General features: G+C 48.5%; 23 protein-coding genes and 1 other annotated feature. Of the genes, 1 reads left to right on the top strand and 22 read right to left on the bottom strand.

Going from position 1 to position 25,799, the window contains the following annotated elements; genetic code table 11:
* Positions 1–27 precede the first annotated feature (27 nt).
* From ADS79_RS08125 to ADS79_RS35970, 4 genes are all read right to left on the bottom strand, one after another.
* Positions 28–2,700, bottom strand: a complete 2,673-nt coding sequence (locus tag ADS79_RS08125; RefSeq protein ID WP_049737898.1) for a valine--tRNA ligase — start codon at positions 2,698–2,700, stop codon at positions 28–30.
* A 39-nt stretch (positions 2,701–2,739) separates the two neighbouring features.
* Positions 2,740–2,978: a binding site (T-box leader), on the bottom strand.
* A gap of 68 nt (positions 2,979–3,046) precedes the next feature.
* Positions 3,047–3,370 (bottom strand): STAS domain-containing protein, encoded by a 324-nt coding sequence (locus ADS79_RS08120; RefSeq protein ID WP_049737897.1) that lies wholly within the window; start codon positions 3,368–3,370, stop codon positions 3,047–3,049.
* Between the two features lie 112 nt (positions 3,371–3,482).
* Positions 3,483–4,718, bottom strand: a complete 1,236-nt coding sequence (locus ADS79_RS08115) for an ATP-binding protein (RefSeq protein WP_049737896.1) — start codon at positions 4,716–4,718, stop codon at positions 3,483–3,485.
* 67 nt (positions 4,719–4,785) lie between these two features.
* Positions 4,786–6,888, bottom strand: a complete 2,103-nt coding sequence (locus ADS79_RS35970) for a PP2C family protein-serine/threonine phosphatase (protein WP_236699912.1) — start codon at positions 6,886–6,888, stop codon at positions 4,786–4,788.
* A 157-nt stretch (positions 6,889–7,045) separates the two neighbouring features.
* On the opposite strand from ADS79_RS35970, the gene ADS79_RS08105 reads away from it, so the two are divergent.
* The gene (locus ADS79_RS08105; protein ID WP_049737895.1) at positions 7,046–7,228 is read left to right on the top strand and encodes a hypothetical protein; all 183 of its coding nucleotides are present in this window, start codon (positions 7,046–7,048) and stop codon (positions 7,226–7,228) included.
* A gap of 124 nt (positions 7,229–7,352) precedes the next feature.
* Here ADS79_RS08105 and ADS79_RS08100 read toward each other — a convergent pair whose 3' ends face one another.
* From ADS79_RS08100 to ADS79_RS08015, 18 genes are all read right to left on the bottom strand, one after another.
* A complete protein-coding gene (locus ADS79_RS08100) occupies positions 7,353–8,348 on the bottom strand; it encodes a protein kinase family protein (protein WP_049737894.1) in 996 nt (331 codons plus the stop codon).
* Positions 8,335–9,333, bottom strand: coding sequence for a phosphotransferase (locus ADS79_RS08095; protein WP_049737893.1), 999 nt, complete (start codon positions 9,331–9,333; stop codon positions 8,335–8,337). Before ADS79_RS08095 ends, ADS79_RS08100 begins: the two co-directional genes overlap by 14 nt.
* 13 nt (positions 9,334–9,346) lie before the next feature.
* A complete protein-coding gene (locus ADS79_RS08090) occupies positions 9,347–10,843 on the bottom strand; it encodes a LysM peptidoglycan-binding domain-containing protein (protein ID WP_049737892.1) in 1,497 nt (498 codons plus the stop codon).
* 90 nt (positions 10,844–10,933) lie between these two features.
* Positions 10,934–12,343, bottom strand: a complete 1,410-nt coding sequence (hemY, locus tag ADS79_RS08085) for a protoporphyrinogen oxidase (protein WP_049737891.1) — start codon at positions 12,341–12,343, stop codon at positions 10,934–10,936.
* A gap of 13 nt (positions 12,344–12,356) precedes the next feature.
* Complete coding sequence (gene hemH, locus ADS79_RS08080; RefSeq protein ID WP_049737890.1) at positions 12,357–13,289, bottom strand: ferrochelatase; 933 nt, start codon at positions 13,287–13,289, stop codon at positions 12,357–12,359.
* 18 nt (positions 13,290–13,307) lie between these two features.
* Positions 13,308–14,345 carry a uroporphyrinogen decarboxylase gene (gene hemE / locus ADS79_RS08075; RefSeq protein ID WP_049737889.1) on the bottom strand — a complete coding sequence of 346 codons (1,038 nt, stop codon included), beginning with the start codon at positions 14,343–14,345 and terminating at the stop codon, positions 13,308–13,310.
* A gap of 141 nt (positions 14,346–14,486) precedes the next feature.
* Complete coding sequence (locus ADS79_RS08070) at positions 14,487–15,335, bottom strand: DUF4097 family beta strand repeat-containing protein (RefSeq protein WP_049737888.1); 849 nt, start codon at positions 15,333–15,335, stop codon at positions 14,487–14,489.
* A gap of 1 nt (position 15,336) precedes the next feature.
* Positions 15,337–15,888 carry an HAAS signaling domain-containing protein gene (locus ADS79_RS08065; RefSeq protein WP_049737887.1) on the bottom strand — a complete coding sequence of 184 codons (552 nt, stop codon included), beginning with the start codon at positions 15,886–15,888 and terminating at the stop codon, positions 15,337–15,339.
* A complete protein-coding gene (locus ADS79_RS08060) occupies positions 15,875–16,204 on the bottom strand; it encodes a PadR family transcriptional regulator (protein WP_049737886.1) in 330 nt (109 codons plus the stop codon). The genes ADS79_RS08065 and ADS79_RS08060 overlap by 14 nt, the downstream gene beginning before the upstream one ends.
* Positions 16,205–16,320: 116 nt before the next feature.
* A complete protein-coding gene (locus ADS79_RS08055; protein WP_049737885.1) occupies positions 16,321–18,195 on the bottom strand; it encodes a bifunctional metallophosphatase/5'-nucleotidase in 1,875 nt (624 codons plus the stop codon).
* Positions 18,196–18,283: 88 nt separating this feature from the next.
* Positions 18,284–19,075, bottom strand: a complete 792-nt coding sequence (locus ADS79_RS08050) for an alpha/beta fold hydrolase (RefSeq protein WP_049737884.1) — start codon at positions 19,073–19,075, stop codon at positions 18,284–18,286.
* A 262-nt stretch (positions 19,076–19,337) separates the two neighbouring features.
* Complete coding sequence (locus tag ADS79_RS08045; protein ID WP_049737883.1) at positions 19,338–20,150, bottom strand: HipA family kinase; 813 nt, start codon at positions 20,148–20,150, stop codon at positions 19,338–19,340.
* Between the two features lie 117 nt (positions 20,151–20,267).
* Positions 20,268–20,744 (bottom strand): GyrI-like domain-containing protein, encoded by a 477-nt coding sequence (locus ADS79_RS08040; protein WP_049737882.1) that lies wholly within the window; start codon positions 20,742–20,744, stop codon positions 20,268–20,270.
* Positions 20,745–20,951: 207 nt separating this feature from the next.
* Entirely contained in the window at positions 20,952–22,235 is a 1,284-nt protein-coding gene (gene hemL / locus ADS79_RS08035) for a glutamate-1-semialdehyde 2,1-aminomutase (protein ID WP_049737881.1), read from the bottom strand.
* Between the two features lie 3 nt (positions 22,236–22,238).
* On the bottom strand, positions 22,239–23,216 hold the full coding sequence (gene hemB, locus ADS79_RS08030; RefSeq protein ID WP_049737880.1) for a porphobilinogen synthase: 978 nt from the start codon (positions 23,214–23,216) through the stop codon (positions 22,239–22,241).
* On the bottom strand, positions 23,200–24,012 hold the full coding sequence (locus ADS79_RS08025; protein ID WP_049737879.1) for a uroporphyrinogen-III synthase: 813 nt from the start codon (positions 24,010–24,012) through the stop codon (positions 23,200–23,202). Before ADS79_RS08025 ends, hemB begins: the two co-directional genes overlap by 17 nt.
* On the bottom strand, positions 24,009–24,938 hold the full coding sequence (gene hemC, locus ADS79_RS08020) for a hydroxymethylbilane synthase (protein ID WP_049737878.1): 930 nt from the start codon (positions 24,936–24,938) through the stop codon (positions 24,009–24,011). Before hemC ends, ADS79_RS08025 begins: the two co-directional genes overlap by 4 nt.
* 21 nt (positions 24,939–24,959) lie before the next feature.
* The gene (locus ADS79_RS08015) at positions 24,960–25,778 is read right to left on the bottom strand and encodes a cytochrome C assembly family protein (protein WP_049737877.1); all 819 of its coding nucleotides are present in this window, start codon (positions 25,776–25,778) and stop codon (positions 24,960–24,962) included.
* Positions 25,779–25,799 lie beyond the last annotated feature (21 nt).

Genomic DNA, 25,799 nt, shown 5'->3' with positions numbered 1-25,799 from the left:
CTCAAAAATATGCGGCTAGCTAAAGGATCATTCGCCCTTCAATTCAGCAAGCCGGGCGATTACTTTATCCCGCTTTTCCATGTAGTCAGCCATCTTGGCTTTTTCCTCAGCAACCACTTTTTCCGGTGCTTTGGCCATGAAGCCTGCGTTGTTCAGTTTTTTCTCAATCCGCTCGACTTCGCCATGCAAGCCGGCCAGCTCTTTTTCCAGTCGCTTCAGCTCCTGATCCAAATCAAGCAAGCCTGCAAGCGGCAAGAACAGCTCTGCTCCAGTAACAACAGCGGACATCGCCTTATCTGGTGTCGCCAGTTGCTGATTGATTTCCAGTCGCTCCGGATTGCAGAAGCGAGCAATATACTCTTCTCCACGCGATAGACGATCTGCTGAAGTCGCATCGCTTGGCTTGATCAACAGTTCGATCTTCTTGGACATAGGCACGTTTACTTCAGCGCGAATATTACGTACGCTGCGGATGACTTCCATCAGCAGGTTCATTTCGCTCTCCGCCTCGGCAAAGATCCATTTTTCATTGACAACTGGCCAAGGAGCTACTGTAATTGATTCTCCTTGGTGCGGCAATGCCTGCCAAATTTCTTCCGTCATAAACGGCATGAACGGATGCAGAAGCTTGAGTGTTTGATCGAGTACCGTTACGAGAACAGATTGCGTTGTCTTTTTCGCTGCTGCATCAGTACCGTACAATGGCAGCTTCGCCATCTCGATGTACCAGTCGCACAGATCATCCCAGATGAAGTTGTAAAGAACACGGCCAACTTCACCAAATTCAAAGGCATCAGAGAGACGGGTTACATCCGCTATCGTTGCTTGCAGGCGGGATAGAATCCACTTGTCTGGTGTGGACAGCTCGCCGCTCAGATCAATATCGTCGTAGCTGAAATCAGTCAGGTTCATCAAAGCAAAACGGGACGCATTCCAGATCTTGTTGGCAAAGTTGCGGTTTGCCTCTACCTTTTCCCAATAGAAGCGCTGATCGTTCCCCGGTGAGTTACCCGTTGCCAATGTGAAGCGCAGCGCGTCAGCACCGTATTTTTCGATCACTTCCATCGGATCAACACCGTTTCCGAGCGACTTGGACATTTTGCGTCCTTCGGAGTCCCGGATGATGCCATGAATCAAAACAGTCTCAAATGGATTTTTTCCAGTGAATTCCAATCCACTAAACATCATACGTGCAACCCAGAAGAAGATGATATCGTAACCTGTTACGAGTACGTTTGTCGGATAGAAGTACTTCATGTCTTCGGATTCTTCCGGCCAGCCAAGAGTAGAGAATGGCCACAGTCCCGAAGAGAACCATGTATCGAGAACGTCGTTGTCTTGCGAGAGTTGGTGACTATGGCAGCTAGGGCACTCCGTCACGTCATTACGCGATACGATGGTTTCCCCACAATCGGAGCAATACCATGCTGGTATGCGATGTCCCCACCAGAGCTGACGCGAAATGCACCAGTCGCGAATATTTTCAATCCAGCGCAAATAATTGGTTTTGAAGCGCTCTGGTACAAATTTAACACTATCTTCACCTGCAGCGTTATCCAGCGCCTTATCTGCGAGTGGCTGCATTTTCACAAACCACTGGGTGGACAAATACGGCTCAACTACTGCATCGCTGCGCTCGCTGTGCCCTACCTGGTGAACGTGCTCCTCCACCTTGAACATGATACCTTGCTCGCTGAGATCCTTGATGATTTGTTTACGGCAGGCAAAACGATCCAGACCTTTGTAAATGCCTGCTTCGTCATTCATCGTACCTGTTTCATCCATGACAACGATTTGTGGCAGTTGGTGACGCAGGCCGAGCTCAAAGTCGTTAGGATCATGTGCTGGCGTAATTTTTACTGCACCAGAACCAAATTCCGGATCAACATAGTCATCCGCCACGATTGGAATTTCGCGCCCAACTACTGGCAAAATAACGGTTTTCCCGATCAGATGCTTATAGCGCTCATCTTCTGGATGGACAGCAACGGCGGTATCCCCCAGCATCGTCTCTGGACGTGTCGTAGCCACCTCAATATGCCCGCTTCCATCAGCCAGCGGATAGCGCATGTGGTGCATAGCACCTTTTACTTCTTTGTAAATAACCTCGATGTCAGACAAAGCTGTGCGCGCTGCGGGGTCCCAGTTGATAATACGATTGCCGCGATAGATCAGCCCTTTTTCATAGAGGCGAACGAAAACCTCACGTACGGCAGTGGATAAGCCCTCATCCATCGTAAAGCGCTCACGGGAATAATCCAGAGCCAGACCAAGCTTTTCCCACTGCTCCCGAATGTGCGAGGCGTAAATATGCTTCCATTCCCAAATCTTTTCCACGAATTTTTCGCGTCCAAGATCGTGGCGCGAGATGCCTTCCTCACGCAGAGTTGCTTCTACACGAGCCTGTGTAGCGATACCTGCATGGTCCATCCCTGGCAAAAACAACGTGCTATATCCTTGCATCCGCTTCGTACGGGTGATGATGTCTTGGAGTGTCGTATCCAGTGCATGCCCCAAATGGAGCTTTCCTGTGACGTTCGGAGGCGGAATCACAATGGTGTACGGCTTTTTATTCGGGTCGCGGTGAGCTTTAAAAAACTCTTTTTGAATCCAGTACGGATACCATTTGTTTTCAGCTGCCTTTGGATCATAATTTTTCGGCAGCAGCTGGTCAATGTCTTGTGTTGGCTGTGTTGACATATGTGACTCCTCCTTGAAAAAAATAAAAAAACCCCTCATCCAAAGGACGAAAGGATTATTTCGCGGTACCACCTTTGTTAACATACAGCGTGCAAACTGACTCTGCATGTTCCCTCTGACAAGATAACGGTTGCGATCCGTTTCCAGCTAGGGATTCCCTTCACTGGAATAACTCCCGGGCGACCTTCAGTCACTTTTTACCTTAGAGAATCTCGCAGCAACTGATTCTCCTCTCTGCCAAGGCATCCTGACCTACTCTTCCCGATCATCGTTGATTAGATATGTAGTTGACAACTTAACTCTACGTTATTATATACAATCAGTCCGTTATGCGTCAAACCCGGTTTCACCCGGTTTTTTCTGCTTTCCCAACACTGATGCCCAATGCTTCCGTAAAGCCAAGTACACTTAGTATGTCCAGTATTTCTTCGCGAACATTAACAATTTCCACTTGTTTGCCCAGAGCAAGCAATTCTTTTGTTGTAAAAAAAAGACTGCCAATACCGGAAGAATCTACGAAGGAGACACCTTGAAAATCGACAGTAACGGTTTGATTTCGCCCTCCATACTGTTGGATCAACGCACCTACTTGATCACCTACAGCCATGTCCAACTCCCCGGCGAAAAACAACGTAGCCTGCCCGTTTGTCTCTGTTGCTCGGTAGTCCATGCTCTAACTCCTCTCAAAAGGTATCGGTACAATTGACGTACTTCCTTCTCTACTAACTATAGTACCCGCTCTTGTTCATTTACAAACATTTGACACATTCTTGAAATTTCCTTTATGTGTCAATCGAGCATTCCAGAATTAATTTAGTCCCTGCAAGCGAGCTTCCGAGGTATACTCGATCACAATATTGCAGCATCACCTGAAACCCTGCTCCAAGCGAATGTCGCGTAGAAAAGCCCTGTTGAAGCGTAGCCCGCGGCAAGTCCTCCAAAACGATTCCCGATCCTGTATCATGGATGACAGCTCTGCACAGCCTCTTATCCGCCGAAATATGCAAAGTAATCGTTCCCCCGGTGCCATGCTTGAGCGTATTCGAGGCAGCTTCGTTCACGGCTACCATAAATTGCAACAGCCGCTTGTCAGAAATGCCGACAGGCTCTAATACGCGCTTAAAAGAACGTCGCAATTCCGCAAGCTCTTCAGGAGCACGTAAATCCATCGCCAACGATTTATGACCCTCGCGAAGCAGGAAAAACAGTTCCTCATCACTTAGTAAAAGAAGCTTTTCTTTGGTGACGACTGCCAAAATGTCTCGGTAAATTTCCCATTCGCGTCTTCTGCGCTTCCGTTCTTCCATGATCGCCGATGTAACGTCAATAAGAGCGATTCCACTCGTTTGGTCAGGCAATGGAGAAGCGTACACTTCAAAAACCTTTTTCCCGTCCGCTGACATCAGTTGTTCTCTCACCGAGGCCCCCGCATCTGATGCTTCTACCAGACGCTTCATCTCTCGCTCGATATCTCGATCTGCCCGATTTGAGCTAATCGGACGAATACTTCCTTGATCATAGAGATAGAGAAAAATCGTTTCGATCCGTCGCAAAATGGACAGCTTTTGCAGCTCTTGCTTGATCAAACGGCCACGCTTGTCATCTCGTTCCTTCCAATCCGGCAAGACGTCGATCGGGTTCAATTCGTCGCTCATGTGCCAATTATGAAACTCATCCAGCAGGAGCCGCTCCAGCACTTCCTCTCGCCGCAACACTTTTTCTATATCAATAACGTAGTAAGGGACACCTGCGATTCCCCGCAGCCCACTCCCAATAATACGGAAATCTGGGGCCAGCTCTACTTCCATACGTCCATGCAATGACTGCTCTTTACTATACAATCCGATTGCCGTCCGACTAACTGCATGCAGCTGCGCTACCGTTGTCTCTTTCGTTGCAAGATTGGTTACATGTACCGATCTAGACGGAAGCACTTTTTGCGCAGAACCTCCTGAGCGCAGAGCATCCAGGCAATTACGACAATCAGGGTTGTCCGGACACTGCTCACACAGAATCACCGTTCATCCTCCTGTTCATTGACGTTTTTTCGCTGGATTCCTATCGGATATCCTAATATTCCGGTAGCTATTGGACTTTCGTGTGAGGGTCAGACTGAAATTGAAGAATCAACACAGATATATCATCTATTTGCTTCTCTCTTCGGGTCATTCCCCATACATAGGATTCTACCCGATCAATGACCTCATCGTTTGTATTCCCAGGATCATCCAATAGTGCTGATAATCCTCCCAACCATTGCTGCAGGTAGTGAAACGCATCTTTTCTTCCCGTGTTTACGAGTCCATCTGTATAAATGAGTAGCATAGCGTCTTCTTTTAAGAGTACTTCCTCAAGCGGATAAGTGCTATCAGGCAAAAGCCCCAGGCCCACACCTCCACGACAGTCCAAAACAGATTGTCTGGTGGTGGATAAATACAGCGGCTTGGGATGACCTGCACGGCTCAAAAGCAGCTTATGCTCATAGCTATCGTAGCAGGCAACCATCATTGTGATAAATAAGCGGGTTTTCGATAAATTTTCGTACAGCAACTGGTTTAACCTTTCGAGAATCACATCAGGGGACCAGCTTGTCTGCAAAACAGCTCTTGCCGCACTCGAAATGCCTGTTGCCAATAAGCTAGCTGGCAGTCCGTGTCCAGAAACATCCGCTACGATAAAACAAACATAACGATCATCGATCCGAATATAATCAACATAATCGCCACCAACATAAGTAATCGGCGCGTAGACGGTACGTGCCCGAAGACCTTTTATGATTAACTCTTCTTTGGGGATAAGCATCGATTGTATGCGCCTTGCCAGCCCCATCTCTGTTTCCATCACACCCAGCTCCAGCGCCTGATGCTCGTGCAAGCAGCGCAAGATCAGCCCTCTCACATTAACCAGCAGCACTTGAAAAAAGGAATGGTCCAGCTCTGCATGACCTTGATCGACTACTGATGTTTGTGCGAACAGTGACACGTACCTTGGCACCAGCGCAGTATCTCGCTGCTCTGACACGATCATGCGCGTGTTGACGTGATGCAGGCTGCCAGAATAACCTCTGCTGCCTCGCTCCAATCGAAAATAAACCTCGCCACTCTTAGACTCCAGAGAAAGCTGAAAAAACGTGAGCGTATCCATTCTCGCAAACCACGTATCTACCAGTTCTTCGATCACCTGCTGAAGCGTCTCATAGTTTACTTCCCGCAAGCTTTGCTCGTTGCTCGCCAATAGGAGGTACTCGTAATTTTGCTTCAATCCCAGAACCTGTGACAACTTTTTGTTCTGCAATTGAATTTGTTCTAGTTGGTTTTCATATTTTTGCTCCAGGTGGCTGGCTGCCACTAATGTTTGATTCATCAGGATACGATTTTCCCGAGTTGTCAAGTAGACGCGAACCAGCCCGAACAATATACCCGCTCCCAAACCCACTCTACCATAATAAGGGATTTGCGGAATGCCGACCAGTGCGAAAGTGATGGAAAGCAACATAAACTGCGAGATGATTGCATCCTGCTTGCCAAATTTCTGCCGTTCAAATAAATAGCGGTATTCGGTTTTGGCAATGTGAAGGATTTGCTGCTGTCCCAACCCACGATGGGCAAAAAACAAGCAGACGAACGAAACCAACACACACCATATCAGGACAGAAGAAGGAACCATCGGAGTCATCATCGTAACGGCAATAAACAGGATTGTCGAGAGAAGCAGCCTTTCTCGTTTTAATCGTGCAGTCCCCTGCAGTTGTCGAATGATGAGGAAGATACTAAAGGCTGGCAATAGCAAGTAAAAACCCCCCTGCCAATACATCATCGCTGGGGAGTGACCCTCTGCTTGATAAGTGAGATCATGGATAACAACCATCAACGCGAAAGTAACAACCAATGCCAACGTGTCGATAATCATTTTCCAGCGCCCAGAGGTGGCGTGTGTAGCAAGCGGAAATACGTGCAACGACCTGAGAAACGAAGCATAGGTGATCAAGGATACGGGCAGGCTTAATTTTTGCATCCACCACACAGGAGACAGCGCAAGTACGCTCCCGATACACCAGGCTACCAGCCCGATTCCTTGCAAAAAAGAGACATCTTCCCACTGCTTTGTTTTCTTCCATTTATTCGATAAGAGCGCGATGTACACACCCCCGCCGCTACCCAGACCGTATAACAATGCTTCCCAAATCATTTTGTATCACCTTTATATATAAGTCCTGGCCTATCTGCCCATTTACCTTCCCTTTTGTACGATCCTTCAAACCTTCTCCCCAAGAAATGTCACCACATACCGACGTTATAGGCACTGTCATAGGATGCTGCGCATATGCTGAAATGAGGTGATCTGGATGAATTTCCGCTGGAAGTACAATCCCACTTATTTGCGAATCAAGTATGGCTGCAAGCAAGTGTTGCTCCCTTTAATTGTTTTTCAATTTGTTCGTACGATCCTGTTTCCCACTTCCTTTGATGTAGTGTTGCTAGGGCTGCTCGCCGTGATCTACGTCGCTATCGTTTTAGAGTGGTTATGAGCGTTAAAAATCAGGCTACTCCATATCTTTTGGCGAAGCCATGTCTGCAAGCATACCAGATCAGCATTTGTGAACTGCGTATCCGAACAAAAAAACAACGCCCCACGCGGTGAGACGTTGCTCTCTAAAAAGCTTGCTGGACCCAGCGATGCAGGCGCATCAGGCGGTCCATATTTTTTTCAAAACGTTTCACCGCGTATAACTCACTCCACTCACGACGATTGTTGTAATAAATATCCGTATCGCGCATAATTCGCTCCGGGTAAGAGAGAAACGACGCGAGCAGCTCGATCTCCTCGGGACGCAAGGGAAAAATTCCTGTATAACGATGAAACAGCTGGGTTGCACCGACCTCATCCCCGGCCATTTGAAAGTAGGTCCGATAAAATAAGGTCAGGTCACGTATCGGCGTATCGAAGGCAGCACGCTCGAAATTTAGCAGCTTGCCTTTGCCCGAACGATCTGGAACGATGTGGGCAGGGTGCGGATAACCGTGAATCAGCGACAACCGGAAATGGGCGTGTGTCTCATGCCGCTCCCGCCAATCTGTTAACAGAATGGTAGCTGTCTCTGCCATTTCTGCTATGAAAGCCTTATTTGCAAGAAAAACAAGATCAAACGGAGATTGATAAGGACGCTCTTGTGCTACTGTCGCTGCTTTTTCCATTTGATTTTGCCAATATTGCCAGCGATTCAATAAAGCGTCGATTAACGGCTCTACCTGCCTGGGATCATCAAATTTGTAGTTTTGCGTCAAATGATGCAATTCTGCCAACCGCTCCACCATCGGGGTGGCCCAAGCAAGTGGCTCGTTTGCCCATTGCTCGCTTCCCTGCTGCCAAGCTGTCAAATAGTAGGCTTGATTTCCTATTTCTACATACGGATCATCAAACTTGGTATAGAGAAATGGGACAGCCCCATCCCAACCACGATGCTGCACTTCACGGAGCACATCACTGATAAAAAGCAGACGTTGGCCAGAAGCCTTTGATCGCTTGCAAACATACGAGCCATATGGAGTTGCTGCTTTAAATACATTCGGTTCCTTGATCACATCGATCGATTGCGCAAACATGTCATACTCCCGAAACAATGGAAAAATGTCGTCAAAGCGGCTCATCTACTCCCACACTCCTTGATCGCTCGGCCCGATCAGCAATATGATGCAGCAATTGATCTACCGCCTGCTGGCTTTGCAAGGCCTGTTCAATACTTGCTGCTGACACCTCCTTATTGCGGGAGACACGTTTTACATACGACTCCACACTCTTCCACACTTCCCGCGGCCTGGCCATAAAAGCAAGCATGAGTGTATAATCCGAATACTGAAGCGGCTTTACTTCCTCATATCCGTCCAGGAATGCATGTACCTGCCGTATATCCTTATGGGTTAAGTACAGGTCGCGCAAAAAACTGGCAACATCTCGTTGCTGAATGGATAGCTGCGGCCGAAAAAATCCCCGTAAATACAGCTTGCCATTCACCATTCCCCAATTATCGCGCAGCAAATCCCGATGGGCGACATTGATGGCGTCTGGGGTAATACTCTCATGGGAGAGCATCAATGCTGACCGCTCCATTCGTTGCAAAAGCGGAGTCATCAATTCTGCCACCCAGCGTTTTTCCCCTTTTTCCTTGCCGTATCTTGCCCGATACGACTCGACTACAGCTTTGGCTTGTGCCCACTTTGCTTCGGCGTTCATCTGCTCCTGCTTCAAATAATCGTCTCCCGCCAGTATGGGACTCTCCTGCTGTGACAAATGCATCATGCCCACGACGCGACCACTTTGTCTGGCAAAATCTTCTCCAGGCGAGCACGCTTCAATATGCCTGAGATGATCGGTCATCGTAACTCCGCGTTTGCCTACAACGAGATACGGCTTGGCTTCACGAGTGCGGATAAACCTTTCCAGCTCGCGAAAGCCTTGACCGGCCAACCGTTCTCGCCACGCAAACGACCAGCGCATCACATCGACACGTGGCCAGACATGCAGCTCTTTCGGACCGCGGTTTGTTTCAACCAAATAACAGTCATCGAGCGGCGTGACACGAATCACGCGCGCTCGATAATGCTGACATACTTCAGAAATGTCGATCTTGTCCACGGTCCCACACTCCTTATTGTGGAATGTACAGGATTTGTCCGGCGACAAGTTGCTCGGTAGCCAACCTGTTTACTTCCACGATCTTGGAAACCGGCAAGGAATAGCGTTGAGAGATATGCTCCAAGGTCTCATCACGCTGGATAATGCACATTTTCAGTGTACTGGAGCGCTCTTCCTTGCTTTTGACAAATGAAGTGAGATTTTGCATCGCTTCCGATGTAGCTGGAGCTGCAGAGGATGCCATTCCTCTACGAGAGGAGCTTGATGATTCCGCTTCTTGCGCCATCGCCTCCTGCTTCGACCGGGTTGCCTGTGAAAAGATCGAGGTAATGTTCACATTTCCGGCTTCTTCTCGCGAAGCTTTGCCTGAAATGGCTACGCGCACTTCAATTTCTTCCTCTTCTTCCACCTCGGCAATAACAGGCTCTGCGTCAACCTGAACGTCCTCATTGACTGCTTCAGCTTCAACAGTTTCGGTCGTTTCGGCGACTTCGGCTACCTCTGTGGATTCAGGCTGATCACTAGCTACAGGTGTGAAATCGAGTGGCTCTTGCTCCTGTTCATGAATGGCAAGCACCGGCTCATCCTGTTCCTCGTTTTGCGTTCTCACATTTGTCCATTGCTCATGCTGCTCCGCATCCATTGCCTGCGCTTCATAGGAGGGAGAGTCATCCCCTGCTGATTCATAGGCAGAAGATTCTGCTACCCACGCCTCCTGAGACTCTCTCGCCGCTTCTTCCGTGATTTCTCCATAGCTTTGCAGCGCATATTCCCCCGGGTAGGACGTGGAGAGAGCAGGTGCGTCGTATAGAGATGGAGATTCTGCCGATTCATAAGAGGATGGCATAGACTGACGCTCCATCTCATTTTCCAGCTCGCTCAATTTTTGTTCAATCTCATCGAGTGAAGCGGGTTCAACATAAGACTCAGGCTCATCAGCCGCTATATGAGAATATTCCCATGCCTCTTCAGGAGCTTCCTCCGCTTCATTTTGGTAATACAGCTGGGGCTGTACCTGATATTCTTGTTCTTGCTCCTGCTCTTGTGCTTGCTCGGCAAAAGCGATCCCCATGATCTTCAATTCAGCATCAATCAACATTTGGTGTGGAGATTCCAGCCTGTAATCAAAGCTGTCTACAATTGCGTAAATATCGCCGATTTCCGCAATTCTCTCCAATGGAATTGTGATGTTTAGCGGAATTCGATGTCCAATCTGCTCCTCCCAGCCGTAATACCCTTCCTCTGTAGCCTCTTGGCGAAACGGCGAAAACGTCATCGCTTCAACCAGAGTTTCCGTTCCGCCGCTATTTGCCTCAGCGACCTCTCTGATTGGCTCGTACTTGCCGAATAATTGCAAGCAACCGGTAATCGAGATGTAGTTTTCATTTTCCAATACCTCTACATCAGGAACCAATTCCAGCTCTTGCAATTCGCCTATTCCAGCTTTATCGGATGAGAGGAAAATGGTCTCCTTGATGGCAAACGAGAGCAGTCCATCCTGTAACGCCATTCGTGCTCCTCCTTTCAGGTGCAGGACATTTCCCTATACTATATGGACAGGACGAGCCGTTTAGCACCCGAAAAAAGGAAAAACCGGGGTTTACCTCCCCGGTCCAACTGTTGCGATCAGTTCTGATACGGCTTTTTTTCCTTGGTCAATACAATCCGGCACGCCAACACCACTGTAAGAGGCGCCAGCAAGCAAGACCCCAGGCAAGCTCGACTGAATTTTACTCTTGACGTCCCGCACCCAATCCAGATGACCGACCACATACGGAATGGCATTCTGAAGGCGCGTCACTTTATAAAAATCCGGTTGCTTCGGAATGCTCATGATTTTGCGCAAATCGTGGAGCACTACGTCCAGCACCTCTTCATCCGTCTGCTGCATAAATGACTGCTCGCCTGCCTTGCCCACAAAGCTGCGCAGAAGCACTTTGTTTGCCGGTGTCGTATGCGGCCATTTTCGGTGCGCCCATGTACAAGCCGTAATTTTGGCTCCAGAATGACGGGGCACAATAAATCCGGTCCCTTCCATTCCAACATCGACTGCGTTCTCACCGAATGCCATAGCGATTGTGGCGACCATATGCGGTTTCGCCTGTGGCAAGGACGGGACGGATGCATAAGGACGCAGGAGCGGTTCAGCTACGGCATGCGGCACCGTAAACAGAACAGCATCTGTCTCAATCTGCTGTCCATTTTTGAGAACAAGCGTATAGCCGCCGTCCTCTTTTTTCAGCAGCTCCTGGACACCGGTCTCTTTTTGAATGCTTGAAGCCGGCAAGCTTTTTTCGATTCCCTCAACCAGCGACTCCAAGCCATTTTTTAGCGTCAGAAAAATGCCCTTCGGCTTCCCTTGACCGCTAGATTGCGGACGAGAGTGCTTCATCGCCAGAATCAGGCTGCGATGTTGTTTTTCGAGCTGGGCGAATTGTGGAAAGCTTGCAAGCAGACTGAGCTTGTCGATGTCTCCCGAATAGACTCCAGAGAGAAGAGGCTGGATCAGGTTTTCGATAACCTCATCACCCAAGCGGCGACGGAAAAAATCACCGACGGAGATGTCTTTATTCCCTTCTGTTGCAGGAAGAATCAGATCTGCTGCAGCGCGAATTTTTCCCGGCCACGAAATCAGGTCCGTGCTCACAAACGGCATGAGTCTCGTCGGAACCCCCATAACAGCTCCCTCAGGAATGGCTACTAGCTTGTCTTTGTGCCAAATGTACGCTTGACCTGTACTATTGCGCACCAAGTCATCTTTTTGCCCCAGATCGGCTGCGAGCTGTGCCGCACTTGTTTTGCGCTCCAAAAAGGAGTCTGGCCCTTGCTCAATGACAAAGCCTTCATGTCGCCACGTCTTGATCTTTCCTCCCAGACGATCCTGCTCCTCAATTAATTGAAAGCGAATCGGAAGGCCTTTTGCTTCGATTTCCCGCTGTAAGTAAAAAGCGGCGGTCAATCCGGTGATACCGCCGCCAACAATCGTAATATGGTAGGTTTTCTCATTCATCTGATTCGATCCCCTAGTTCGCCAGCTTCTTCTCGACAGCATCAGCCAGACAGGAGATAAAAGCAGGTCTGGCATTTGGCATCGAAGGGCGATAATAATGGGCGCCCAGCTCATCCGTCACTGCTTTGCATTCCATATCATTATCGTATAAGACCTCTAAATGCTCAGCAATAAAACCGACCGGGCAATAGACATAGGCTTTGTAGCCATGCTTGGCATGAAGCTCTCTCGTCAAATCCTGCACATCGGGTCCGATCCAAGGCTCTGGCGTATTTCCTGCACTTTGCCAGCCAATCGCAAAATGAGCAACACCCGCTTCTTCCGCAATCAGCTTTGCCGTTTCTTCCAGCTGCGTCGGATATGGATCACCTGACTTGAGGATTTTTTCAGGCAAACTATGCGCAGAAAAAATAACAACTGCGTGCTCACGATCCTCGGCAGACATCGAAGCAAACGTGTCCTCGATGGCATTGACCCAATACGAAATGAAGCCTGGCTCTTTGTACCAGCTTTCAATGCTATGGATAACAGGGCCATTCACAGATTCTGAATGCTCCTTGGCGCGTCCATTGTATTCTTTGACACTATAGCTGGAGTAATGTGGCGCAAGCACCAAGCTGATTGCTTCTGTGATCCCGTCTTTTTTCATCTGATCGACTGCATCTTCTACAAACGGGGCGATGTGCTTGAGTCCCAAATAACAGACAAACTCGCGGTCAGGGTAGCGCTCGTTCATTTCCCGCTCCAGCGCACTTACCTGCTCGTCCGTAATTTCGGCAAAGCGGTTCACTCCACCTACTGCTTCGTAGCGCTCGGTCAAATCATCCAACAGTTCCTGTGGAGGCTTGCGTCCTCTACGAATGTGAGTATAGTAAGGCTCGATCTCTTCACGACTTCGCGGCGTGCCATACGCCATCAACAAGAGCCCTGTCTTTTGTTTGGACATTTTCTTGCACCTCCGAAATTACGCGTTGCGCTTGTAGCTATGGATGAACGAAGTTAGCTTTTGCAGCGTTTCTACCTTAGCATCCGGGAATACACCATGGCCGAGATTAAAGATGAAGCCTGGCTGATTCGTTCCTTCGTCTAAAATCTCTTTTGCTTTGGATTCGAGCTTCTCCCATGGAGCGAGAAGCAAGGTCGGATCAAGGTTTCCTTGCAGCGTTTTGGTTACGCCCATATCTCTTGCTGTCGTGATCGACGTCCGCCAGTCCAGCCCCACTACATCTACAGGTAAACGGTTCCAATCCATGAGCAAATGGCCTGCCCCGATTCCAAAATAGATGGTCGGTACATCCGTATCCTTCAAAGCATTGAAGATGCGTGTCATCACTGGCGTAATAAACTCGCGATAATCCTCATCATTGAGTGCCCCTACCCAGGAATCAAATACCTGTACAGCTTGTGCACCTGCTTTAATTTGGGCTTTCAAATACGTAATGGTCAGATCGCCAAGTTTGTCCATCAGCGCTTGCCATGCTGCAGGCTCGGTATACATAAACGCTTTTGTCTTATGATAGTGCTTGGAAGGTCCGCCCTCAATCATGTAGCTCGCAAGGGTAAACGGTGCACCTGCAAAACCGATGAGCGGAACCGAAAGCGTCTCACGCAATATCTTGATCGATTCCAAAATGTACGGAACATGCGTTTCCGGGTCCAGATCTTCCAGCTTCTGTACATCAGACAGGGACTCGATCGGATTTGCGATGACCGGGCCAATGCCAGACTCGATATTCACATCTACGCCAATCGGCTTCAACGGTGTCATGATATCGGCAAACAGGATTGCAGCGTCCACCCCGAGCTGTTCTACAGGCAAGCGAGTTACTTCTGCGCAAACTTCTGGTATGTAATTCATTTCAAAAAAGCTATGCTTCGCACGAATAGCACGGTATTCCGGCTGATAGCGACCGGCTTGGCGCATGTACCACACCGGCACATGATCCGTGGCTTCCCCTCTGCACGCTTTCAAAAAAGTATCGTTAAATGGTTTTGCGGTCATGAAATAAACCTCTCCTTGCACAATAATCTATCCCAATAATTATGATACCATTGGCCCCTCCCCTAAAACGGGACCTATTGTGTCAAAATCTTTTCGTTTCTCATGTTTCCAATCCTAACCATCAGTCTTTCCAAACTTCTCCTATTGAATGCGGATATCACCCGTAGTTGTCCTGACATTCACAGTTGGACCGCCAGTGCCGATGGAGCCTGTTACTTTTTTTTCGCTTTTCAGCTCATAAGAAAGTGTCTTCCATGAAGTCTTGATAGAGCCGGTTTCTGTCGACAAATCAAGATTTGCTGCTGCTGGCTCTTGATCGACCTTTATGCGAATATCTCCTGTTTCGCTTTCAATCGAGACGTTGTGCACAAGCTCTGGGAGGAGCAGCGAATCGATCTCCCCGGTAGTCGTTTGAATCTGTACGGCAGAACGAATTCCTGAGAGCTTCATATCTCCCGTATCCGTTTGAATATCCAGTGATTCTCCCGACAGCCCATCCAGCTCGACATCTCCCGTGCTGGATACAATGTTCGTCTTCTTTACGCTCAGCTTTGATGCTTTGATATCGCCTGTCGCCGTGTTCAGCGCCAATTTTTCATAGTCTTTCTCAGGCAAATACAGTTCGAGCTGAAGCCTGCCACTCACCGGGAAAAACAAATTGACGTGGAGCTTTTCATTCACATCTACTTTTAACGTACCATCCGGCAGCACCTTGCTTGCAAATTGCATGCGCTCCATCTGCTGGTCGCTTGCTTCCCCAACCAGACGTACACTTGCCGTGGGTAATGAACTTGGGGTAATGACTACATCCACTGTGCCGGTCGCCACATCCACAGACGTGAACGCTTCCTGAATGGTTCGTTCCTCATTTACTTGCGCCAATGAAAAAGAAAAATAGTCCTGTTTTGTAAACATCCAAACAAGTCCAGAAGCGCCTAGCAGAAACAATAACAGACTAATTCCAAATATCTTTTTTCCCCAATGCTTCATTTCATTTCCCCCTGATTAGCTGCACATTGAATTGGAGGTACCGCAAAAATTGACGGTAAAGCCACTTCGTCAAGCGCAGCAAGCCCACTCCAAGCATGCCACCCAGTCCTATGGAGGTCAGACAGCCAAACAGGAGCAGCAGACGCTCATGTGATGGAGCAGGAACCCCGTATTGCAGATATACCCCGAATGGTGCCACCAGAAGAGAGAGCGTAACAGCATAGAATGCCATTAGTATGCCGATTAACCCCATCAGTGGTCCAAGAACGAAAATCACATTAAAAAATCCTAGGCTAATCGTAGCAATGATTGCCCTGGTCATGTTTCCCACACTGGCATTTGACTCGGCCTGGTCAATTCGGTAACCAGCGAGCAGTTCTCTTGCCAGCAATCTGGGACTGCCCAGGCTCTCGGCAATCTCCTGCTCGGTTTTCCCTTGCTTCATTCCCATCAGGAAGTGCTCGGTATAGTCCGCCAGTATATCCAACCGCTCTTTATCGGGCAACCCACCGAGCAGTAGACCTAATTCATCCATAAACTCACGCCTCGTCATACCCGAGTCCCTCCTTAATGATCTGATTGACACCGCGATTGAAAATGCGCCATTCCAAAATCAGATCGTTCATATATCGACGTCCCTGCTCAGTTAACTGGTAATACTTGCGTGGTGGTCCTTCTTGCGATTCTTTCAGGTAAGTGGTAAAAAAGCCTTCCTGAGTCAAGCGTCGGAGTAAGGGGTAAACGGTACCTTCGGCGATATGAAACTTCTCCGAAATACTGTCAACTAATTCATAGCCATAACGGTCATGGTTCGCTGCCAGAACGAGCACACACAGCTCCAGCACACCTTTTTTAAACTGAACATTCAATATGTATCACCCATGTAAAAGCTTACCAAACAGCTACTATATATTGCAAGGTACTTTATGAAAGGAAAAGACAGGGGGCCAAGCTTGCTTTTCGCCCCTGTCCTTTTTGGCAACACTTACTTCACTTCTACAATGCGGCCTTCTACTTTTGGATTGACCACTTTGCGCTTGATCAAGCCTTCTTCAACGATGCTGTACATGGACAAGCCAGTGTTGAAGAATGGTTTTTTGAAGGATTCATAACCGTCTCCACCTGCTGCCAGGAAGTCGATGGTAGCTACTTTATATTTTTTCGCCAAATCTAGTGGCTGTCCAGCTACTTTTACTTCCAGCACGCGCTCTCCTACTGGCTTCGATGCGTTGTAAGTAAAGCTCATGCCACTGATTTGTGGGAAGCGTCCAGCACCTGTTCCCACTTGACTCACACCGTTTTCCAGTGCTTGCTTCAGCTCTTCACCGGTTACTTCCACTACGGAAAGGGTATTGTTTTCAAATGGCAACAGTGTGTACAGGTTTTTCTTCGTGATGTCGCCTGCATCCAGCTGTGTGCGGATTCCGCCACCGTTTGCCAGTGCCACATCTGCTTCATAGCCTTTGATGGACTTTGTGCGCTCAAGCATGATATCAGTGATGAGGTTACCGATGTTTGTTTCTTTTGCACGAACAAGCGTACGATCACCATCAAGTGGAACCTCAGACTTCGCGATTACCACATTCATCACAGAGTCGATTTGTTTTACGATCTCTTGAACCATTTTGTCCACATCAGGATCAGCCACAACATTTTCATCGTACTCTTTCAGACCGCCACTGAATGCAACCAGCTCTTTGCCGAGGTAGTACAAGTCCGCACGTCCCAGAGACTTACCGTATTCCCAGTCTTGTACGATGTACGTTCCGTTTACGAGCTCAGGTGTTGTCAGCGGTGTATGAGAGTGTCCGCCCACGATCAGGTCGATGCCTGGTACGTTTTTTGCGATTTCACGGTCTACATCCACACCGATGTGGGAAACAACAATCACGTGATCCACTTCTTTTTTCAGTTCAGGAACGACTGTTTTGGCGACTTCAACCGGGCTTTTGAAAGTAAGACCTTTCACGTTGTCCGGGTGAGTCAAAACTGGCGTATCTTCTGCTACAAAGCCAACGAAAGCGAACTTTTTGCCGCCAATTTCAGCTTTGAAGGTAGGCACCAACAGTTCTTTGCCGTCCGCTTTGAACACGTTAGCGGAAATGACTGGGTGCTTCAGCATGTCACGCAGCTTGAGCAGTTGCTCGAAGCCGAAATCGAACTCATGGTTTCCAGCTGCCATTACGTTGTAGTTCAAGCTGTTGAGGATTGGAACAACTGATTCTCCCTTGAATTGGTTAACGAATACCGTTCCTTGGAACGTGTCACCCGCATCCAGCAAGAGGAAGTTGTCGTTTTCCGCGCGCCATTCCTTGAGCAAGGTAGCAATTTTTGCAAAACCGAACTCTTTTTGGCCTTTATCTTCCTGGATATGTCCATGTGTATCATTTGTGTGAGCAATCGTTACATGTGTAGTCGCAGCATCGCCCAATGCCTGGAAGAACTCACCGCGAGTTACGGTTGCTTTGTTTTCCAAAGCGAGCTTGTAGCCCAGCTTCGCAGCCATTTGCGTCAATTTTGCAGAGGATACAGCTTGTATTGGGTTTTTATAATCGTCTTGAGTCAGAACCCCTTGGGATTTTGCCCAGTCAAAGTAAGGAGTTGACCAGTGCGCACCAGCTGCTGCAGCGCCGACTTTCGCATCTTTCAATTTAGAGAATACAACTGCAACCTCAGCCAGGTTTACTGCACGGTCCAACGCCAGATCACCATTTTGGCCAGCAGAAATAATGGATTTTTTTACCATCCAATCAGCGTGGTTTACCGGGTGAAGCGGTGCAGCAAATGCAGAGCCTGCCATCAGGGAGGCAAAGACAACCGATGCAAACGCCGTCATCGTAATGCGACGAGCCTTTTTCATGTAGAATTTCCCCTCTCTTTTATGTATAAATTGATAGAATACCTCGTCTATTATAGCAAATATTTCTAGTACGATGGTGTTGTTTTCATTAACTCTTTCTTAAAAAGGCACGGATTTCTTCAGCCATTTCACGAGGCGCCTCAAGCATCCCCATATGCCCCACGTTTTGCAGCAGCACCTGCTTGATTTTCTCGCCTTGAACTGCGAATGTCTTTTCAGCTGGTATAACCTGATCCTCTGTACCTGCGACCAAAAGCACAGGGATGCTGGTTTCCCTGAGCACATGTGTACGATCTGCCCGATCACGCATGCCTCGAAGCGTATTGATTGCGCCAATCGGAATCGTCGATAGCCCGATCTCTTTTGTCATCTGCACTTCCTCTGGCAACGTCGCTACATGGCCTTTTGCAAACAGCTTGGGAACCAGCGCTTTTATGAACGGCTCGATTCCGTTTTCGCGAATACTCGTCGCCCCTTTGTCTCGATTTTCCTTGGCTGCTTCATCATCCGGATACGAGGTCGAGTGGATCAAGCCAAAGCTCTCCAGCTTGTCCGCATATTTTTCTGCGAACGCCAGGGTCACGTATCCCCCCAGAGAGTGACCAAACAAATGAACACGCGGCAAGCCAAGCTCATCGATAAACAGGGCTATATCCTCTGCAAACCGCTCCATTGTGTAAGGCTCATCAGGGGCCAGACTGGCTCCGTGACCACGCAAATCGACCGCGATTACATGATGGGACTCTGCAAGCTGCGGCATTACTTTCTTCCAATACCCTGAGCTGCCACAAAAGCCATGCAGCAAAATAACCGCTTCGCCCTTCCCTTCCTCAACATAAGCGATTTTCTGTCCATTTTTGAGTTCTGCGAATTTCATCATCTGTCCATCTTCCTTTCATCGTCTTGTTCAAAATGGTGCCCTCTGATGCTCACCATTAAACCAGTCGTATCCCCTGTTTAGGCTTGTCTACCAACAGTCACCGACTGTACTGAAGCATCCTCCCCAGAAGAATAGTAGGCTGATATTCTTATTCGTGCGTATAGAAAGCTCTCAAAGCCATCGTGAAAGCCGTGGAAGCGTTTCTTTGCAGTGAGCGACCTCTACCGTAAAAGAGACGCGGTCTCCTCCTCTATTCTCCCCCCTACTTAAAACGCTTGGAAATTCGCTTCACAATTTTCTTAATTTGCTTCTTGCGATGGATCAATACTTTCGTAATAAATTTTCTTTCCGCTCTCCGCAGACAGCCTTTGGGTACTTTTTTAACAGCCTTGCGTATGACGGAATTAGGCAGCTTCTTAATTTTTTTGACCATCTTATCAAAGGATTTCCGATTGTCTAACGTAAAGCGCTCGAGTCCCTTCGGAATCCGTTGCTTTTTCTTGCTGCCAGAATGCATCGTAAATTTGTAAGCTTTCTTTTTTCGGAATTTCCTTTTTGCCTTGCGCAGGCTCCATCTGCTCGGCTTTCCAAACACAGCGATCCCATGGTCAATGAGGTACCATTTGTAGTGCTTCGCTGATTTCTTACGGTATAAAATCAAATTGCGATTGTTTCGGTCCGGATTCATAATCCAAGCATCAAAAGCAACGATTCGTGCAAGCAAGTCTGCTTTTTTAACTTTCTTTTGCGGCTTCCGATATACTCTCTTTTTCGCCTTTTTCCACGGAATGACTTTGTTCGCGCTAGCTTTTTGCGAGAGCAGTCCCCTTCGTCGAATTCCCCTGGATCCTCTGACCGTGACCTGCTTTACTTTTGCCACCGGAAGACCGACGCTTTTTGCAAGGGCAGCTGCTATATACTCGTTTGCGACAAGTATACGATGTTCCCTGCGCTGCTTCTTTTGAACGGGAAACTTAAAAAATCCTTTTTGCCCGTTGCGTTTGATAACCAGCCAAATTATGCGGCCATACCGTTTGCGAAAAAGCTTGCGATATCTCCATCGCCCTCTGCCCACCCTTGTCCATCTCCTCCCTCGTTTCTTAGTTATTATATGGAGGGGGGGCAAAAGGATGAAAAGGAGAGCAAACAGCACCTCGATTTCTAAAAAAAGAGGTGCTCACTAGGCAGGCGTTTATCGGAGTGGAATAAAAATCTCATACGTATTTTCCATGCGAGTTGCTTCATGAACAGTCGGGACGTATCGCTCATCGTAGCGTTCCATGCGCACAGCCTGCTCATTTTGTTGATGGCCGTTCTTATGCAACCAGGCAAATAGCTGTTGATAAGTGTCTTGTACCTGCTCCATTGGCCCTGTGTGCGTAAAACGAGCGTAGGTTCTTTCAGGGACAGTAAAGCCGACCATACCTGGCGGGATCTGCTCAAACCGCTCCACCTCGACAACGATGTATTCGGTATACATGCGATGTTCAAAATTTTCGTCACTGAAATCGTAGCGGAGCTCTGGGTGTATCACATGAGGAATTTCTTGCTGACGCTGCAAAAATGTTGCCCAAAGCTTTGGCATGAACTCTACGAGCATCGGAAAAGTGCCTGAGAAGCTAAGACCAATAAAATGCTTTTGTGGAACTGTCACGATTGTCCCTTCCATTTTCGCTCACCTCATCATCGAAAATACGGTCTGTCCCAGAATGGACCACCTGGATTCCATATTATCATAATCAAAAAAATTCCTTACAAAAAAATCCTTTTTTTCTGTAAAGCTCTCCTAAAACCGGCGCCTGAAAAAAAGGCATGGGTTGAATAGTAAAAACACCTCCTGATCAAGTCGAGGAGGTGTTCAAAAGTTCATCTCGTTTTACAGCTTTTTCATTGCATTGTAGCTCGCCTCAATGGTCCGCTCGATGTCTTCTTCTGTATGCGCCAAGGAAACAAACATTCCCTCGAACTGAGACGGTGGAATCATGATGCCGCCATCCAGCAAGTGGCTGAAATACGCGGAGAAGCGCTCCAAATCAGCAGTTTTCGCTGTTTCGTAGTTGATGACTGGCGTGTCTGTAAAGAACAGGCAGACCATCGAACCAATACGATTCATGGTGTGTGGGATCCCAAGCTTTGTAGCATTGTCAGCGAGGCCCTCACCGAGTCTTGCTGACAGCTTTTCCAGTTGCTCATAAGTACCTGGCTTGCTGAGCTCTTGCAGCGTAGCCAAGCCAGCCGCCATAGCGAGCGGGTTCCCGGAAAGTGTACCTGCCTGATAGATAGGACCAGCCGGAGCAACCTGCTGCATGATCTCCCGTTTTCCGCCGTACGCACCAACAGGCAAACCGCCACCGATTACTTTTCCCATTGTTGTCAGGTCAGGGGTAATGCCAAACAATTGCTGTGCTCCACCCAATGCAACGCGAAAGCCTGTCATGACCTCATCAAATATCAGCAAGCTTCCGTACTGTTCGGTGATTGCCCGCAAGCCTTCGAGGAAGCCAGGCTGTGGAGGTACGACTCCCATATTGCCACCAATCGGTTCAACGATGACTGCTGCCAAATCATCACCGTAGTTTTCAAAAGCGAGCTTTACACTCTCCAGATCATTATATGGCACCGTAATCGTGTTCAGTGCCGTTCCTTCTGGTACGCCAGGACTATCCGGCAGACCCAGTGTCGCTACGCCGGAGCCAGCCTTGATCAGCAAGCTGTCTGCATGCCCGTGGTAGCAGCCTTCGAATTTCATGATCTTGTTGCGCTTTGTGTAGCCGCGTGCCAAGCGCAGTGCGCTCATCGTAGCTTCTGTTCCCGAGTTTACCATACGCACGACTTCAACAGACGGGACGATTTCACAGACGAGCTTTGCCATTTCTGTTTCCCGGTAAGTCGGGGCACCAAAGCTGGTTCCCAATGCCGCCACTTCTGTGATGGCAGCCAGTACCTTTGGATGAGCGTGACCGAGGATCAACGGTCCCCAAGAACCGATGTAATCGATGTAGCTATTTCCATCCACATCGAAAATGCGAGAGCCTTCCCCTTTGGAAATGTAGACCGGGTTGCCGCCCACACTTTTAAATGCACGAACCGGGCTGTTCACACCACCTGGTATGTACGTTTGTGCTTCTGCAAAATATTGAGTGGATTTTTCACGATTCATCTTCTACTCACCCCGCAGCCATTTTGCCACATCTTTGGCATGATAGGTAATGATCAAATCAGCACCAGCGCGCTTGAAGCCAACCAGTGTTTCCATCACGATGCGTTGTTCATCAATCCAGCCATTTTGCGCAGCTGCCTTGACCATGGAGTACTCCGCACTTACATTGTACGCCACGATTGGCAGATTAAAGTTTTCACGAAGGCGCAGGACCATATCCATGAAGGCAAGACCTGGCTTCACGATCAAAAAGTCTGCGCCCTCCTTTACATCCGAAGCGGCTTCGCGCAGTCCTTCACGAGCATTGGAAGCATCCATTTGGTAGCTTTTGCGATCGCCAAACTGTGGCGTCGAACATGCAGCTTCACGGAAAGGACCGTAGAAGGAAGACGCGTATTTCACTGCGTAGGACATGATCGGAATATGCTGATAGCCTGCTTCATCCAGCGCTTCGCGAATCGCAATGACAAATCCGTCCATCATGTTGGAAGGAGCGATAATGTCCGCGCCTGCTTTCGCTTGGGATACAGCGGTCATGCCGAGCAGCTTTAACGTCTCGTCATTGTTCACATCATGTCCATGCAGTACGCCACAGTGTCCATGATCGGTGTATTCACACAGACAAGTGTCTGCGATCACGACCATATCCGGGTAAGCTTCCTTGATCTGGCGAATCGCCTGCTGCGTAATGGCATCGTCATTGTATGCTTCAGTGCCACAAGCATCCTTATGATCCGGAATACCAAACATCAGCACAGACTGAATGCCTGCTTCCGCAATTTCTTTCATTTCCTCAGCCAAACGGTCCAAAGAGAACTGATAAACACCTGGCATCGATGAAATTTCATTTTTGATGTCGGTACCTTCTACTACAAACAACGGATAAATCAAGTCATCCATGCGAATATGATTTTCCCGAACGAGGTTGCGCATTGCCGCACTGGAACGAAGGCGGCGATGACGATCAAATGTTTGTGCCATGTGAGTTCCCTCCCAGATTCTCTATCAAAGCATCTAGTAAACCATCTACCGTATACTCGCTTGCAACTACTTGAACAACTAGTCCATGTTGTCGTGCTGTTTCTGCAGTAATTGGCCCGATACAGGCAATCCGTACCTGATCAAGCCAGCCCGGAGCCTCGAACGGCGCCAGCGCAGAAACAAAATGCGTCACCGTTGATGAGCTGGTGAACAAAATAACATCGATTTTGCCTTGCTGGATTTGCGAAGCAGCTTCTGGAGCCAGTTGTGCATCAATGACCGTATGATACACATCTACCTCTGTAACATCCATCCCAAGCTCCGCCAGCTCTTTGGGCAGCAATTTGCGAGCAATGTCAGCCCGCGGCAATAATACCCGCTGCCCTGGAAGCAGCTGGTCATGGAGACGGGATAAAAGTCCCTCCGCCACGTAATCTGACGGAATTACTTCTACGCTCAGTCCCTCGGCGATGAGTACCTCTGCTGTCTTGGGACCCACCGCAGCCAGCTTGCTTGTGATTGCGTCCAAACCGACACCCAGCATCTTCATTCGCTCAAGAAAAAAGCGCACCCCATTCACACTCGTGAAAACGATCCAGTCATAGGTGCCAAGCTGTCTGATCGTTTTATCCAGCTTGCTGGTATCACTTGGCGGCACCATTTTTAAAAGGGGAAAGGCATATGCTTCTCCACCAAAATGCTCAATTTTCTCTACCAGCTCCCGCACCTGGCTTTTCGCTCGCGTCACCATAATGCGCTTGCCGGATAATGCCCCGCGGGACCCAGTAATTGTCATTGCTGATTCTCCCGCAGTACTTGCTCCAGAACCTCTCCTGCACCTTGCGCGAGCAATGCTTCGGCTACCTGGATACCAAGTGCCAGCGGATCGTTGCCAGTAGCAGTATTTTTAAACAACTGCTTGCCATCAGGCGAACCAACCATTCCCGTCAAGGTAATCAGATTGTCTTCTGCCACAGTAGCATATGCGCCGATTGGGACCTGACAGCCGCCCTGGAGCTTGTGCAGGAAGCTGCGTTCTGCTGTCACTGCTCTACGGGTAGGCTCATGGTCAATGCGCTTCAAAAGAGCCAGCATCTCTTTGTCATCTGCACGACATTCGATGGCGAGAGCACCCTGACCTACTGCCGGCAAGCTGATCTCTACCGGCAAAAATTGCGCGATCTCTCCTTCGAAATTTACGCGCTCAAGTCCTGCCGCAGCCAGAATGATTGCATCAAAATTGCCTTCTTCCAGTTTACGCACGCGTGTATCGATATTTCCGCGCAGGGATTCGATTTGAATGTCCGGGCGATGCGCCAAAATTTGTGCAGAGCGGCGCAGGCTGCTTGTGCCAACAAGTGCTCCCTCTGGCAATTCATCCAGCGTCTTGCCGTCCTTGGACAGCAGTACGTCACGTGGATCAACACGCTTCGGAATCGCCCCGATGACCAATCCTTCCGGTAGCTCAGATGGCATGTCTTTACAGCTGTGAACCGCAAAATCCGTCTCTTTGTCAAAAAGAGATTGCTCGATTTCTTTTACGAACAGCCCTTTTCCGCCTACCTTGGACAGCGTTACATCCAGAATGCGATCTCCTTTTGTCACGATTTCATGCAATTCAAAATCAGCCTCAGGCGCAAGTCCTTTCAGTTGATCGACGACCCAATTTGTCTGGGTAAGCGCCAGATTGCTGCGGCGTGTTCCCACTTTCCAGTTTCCCATGACAGCCTCCTCAAACAGCGGTTACCACCAGCTGTGAAATGTATAAGTATTTGCTCCCAAAAAGTTAATGAGCAGAAGTAAAAACGCCAGTAGGTTCCATTGCGCCAGTCTGCGCCTTTGCACCGTATCCCGGTATCTTTGATAAAGCCACAAAGAATAACTGGCAAGTACCGTCACTGAAAGAACGACTTTTGTATCCAAGAGGAATTTTTCTGGCAATACCATCTTGCCCCAAATGATTCCTAGTACGATAGAGAGCAGCAGCATCGGCACTCCCAGCATGTTCATGCGATACGCATAGCCCTCCAGCTGATCAAGACTTGGCAGACGGCGCAATAGTGGCGACCAGCGGCGCTCTTTCAGCATCTTATGCTGTAGCAGATACATCGACGAAAAAATCATCGAGAGGGAAAACGCCCCGTAGCTGAACATCGCGAGCGTCACATGTGTCAAAAGCAGCTCAGAGCTCAATACACTGGATACGGCTACAATCGGAGTCTCCGGCATAAACATAGACATAACAAGGACGACAAACCCGATAATATTTGTAAAAAATACCAGCAAATCAATTCGAAAAAAATAGTGAATAGCAAGCGAAAGGCTTACTAGCACCCAGGAATAAAAAAAGAGCGTCTCAAAAAGTGTAATGACAGGAAAATAGGCTTTCATGACAGTTTGTGAGACGAAAAAAACGGTTTGCAAGGCCCAAACGACAACAAGCAACCCGAAAGCCAGACGATTGACTTTCTGGTTGCTCTGCAAGAAGTCGTTAAAATAGAAGAGAACACTTGCAGCGTAGAGAAAGATCGTCAGATCATAGATCCATCTCACCTCGGCCATGCATTCTCCCCTCTTTCTCTA

It is taken from the genome of Brevibacillus reuszeri (assembly GCF_001187725.1).
In the GTDB taxonomy this organism is placed as follows: domain Bacteria; phylum Bacillota; class Bacilli; order Brevibacillales; family Brevibacillaceae; genus Brevibacillus; species Brevibacillus reuszeri.
Note: the sequence above shows the minus strand (reverse complement) of the source record. Positions and strands in the feature narration are given on the sequence as shown.